We start from the raw sequence: 1,071 nt of genomic DNA, 5'->3' as shown, positions 1-1,071 counted from the left end.
ATCTATAATATAAAGAATAAATATTTTAAAATGCTATCATTAAACAATGTTTTATTGATATTACACTAATTTGTAAAATGTATTTCAATTGAGATTGATAAAAAAATATCAAAGTTTTAATATAAAAGAATATTTTAGTTGCAAAGGGATAAAATATAATATTATTAATTTTATAACATGGGAAAAAGGAGTGGTAAGTATGTCATTAGAAAGTATGATTGTTAAAAAATATTTAAAAAAAGAAGGTCAAATGCCATTTAAAGTCATATTTAAAGATGGAGAAGTACTAAATATGGGGAATGGAGATCCTAAGTTTGCAATTAAAGTAAATGGAGATATCGATAAAAAATTACTACTTACTAGTACATCATTAGCCTTAGGTGAAGCTTATATGGACAAAATGCTAGATATGGAGTCTGGGGACTTATATGATGCGCTAGATATTGTATTAGGGAAGTTAGATGATTTTGAGGTTAACGAGAGTGCATTGAGCAAACTAATATTTACATCAACATCTAAACAGAATCAAAAGAAAGAAGTAGCTTCGCATTATGATATAGGAAATGATTTTTATAGCCTTTGGTTAGATGAAACTATGAGCTATTCCTGTGCATACTTTAAAAATGAAGATGATACTTTATATGAAGCACAAAAAAATAAAATTAATCATATATTAAAAAAAATGCAACTTCAAGAAGGTATGAGCTTACTAGATATAGGATGTGGATGGGGTTACTTACTTATTGAAGCTGCTAAGAAATATAAAGTTCATGGAGTCGGAATTACTTTAAGTGAACAACAGTATTTAAAATTCAAGGAAAGAATTAAGGAAGAGAATTTAGAAGAATATTTAACAGTTGAATTAATGGATTATAGAGATTTAGAAAAGAGTAATTTAAAATTTGATAGAGTTGTAAGTGTAGGAATGCTTGAACATGTTGGAAGAGATAATTACAATCTTTTCTTTAAGAATGTGGATTCAGTGTTAAAAGATCAAGGATTATTTTTGTTACACTATATTAGTGGAAGAAAAGAGCATGCAGGAGATCCATGGATTAAAAAATATATATT

The 1,071-nt window shown here is 26.8% G+C and carries 1 protein-coding gene; it reads left to right on the top strand.

The window, feature by feature from the left end; translation table 11 throughout:
• Positions 1-199: 199 nt before the first annotated feature.
• Positions 200-1,071: cyclopropane-fatty-acyl-phospholipid synthase family protein (locus E6248_RS16295; protein ID WP_316341810.1), on the top strand; the 872-nt coding region annotated here is incomplete at its 3' end.

It is taken from the genome of Clostridium sp., from assembly GCF_032552055.1.
GTDB lineage: Bacteria > Bacillota > Clostridia > Clostridiales > Clostridiaceae > Clostridium.
Note: the sequence above shows the minus strand (reverse complement) of the source record. Positions and strands in the feature narration are given on the sequence as shown.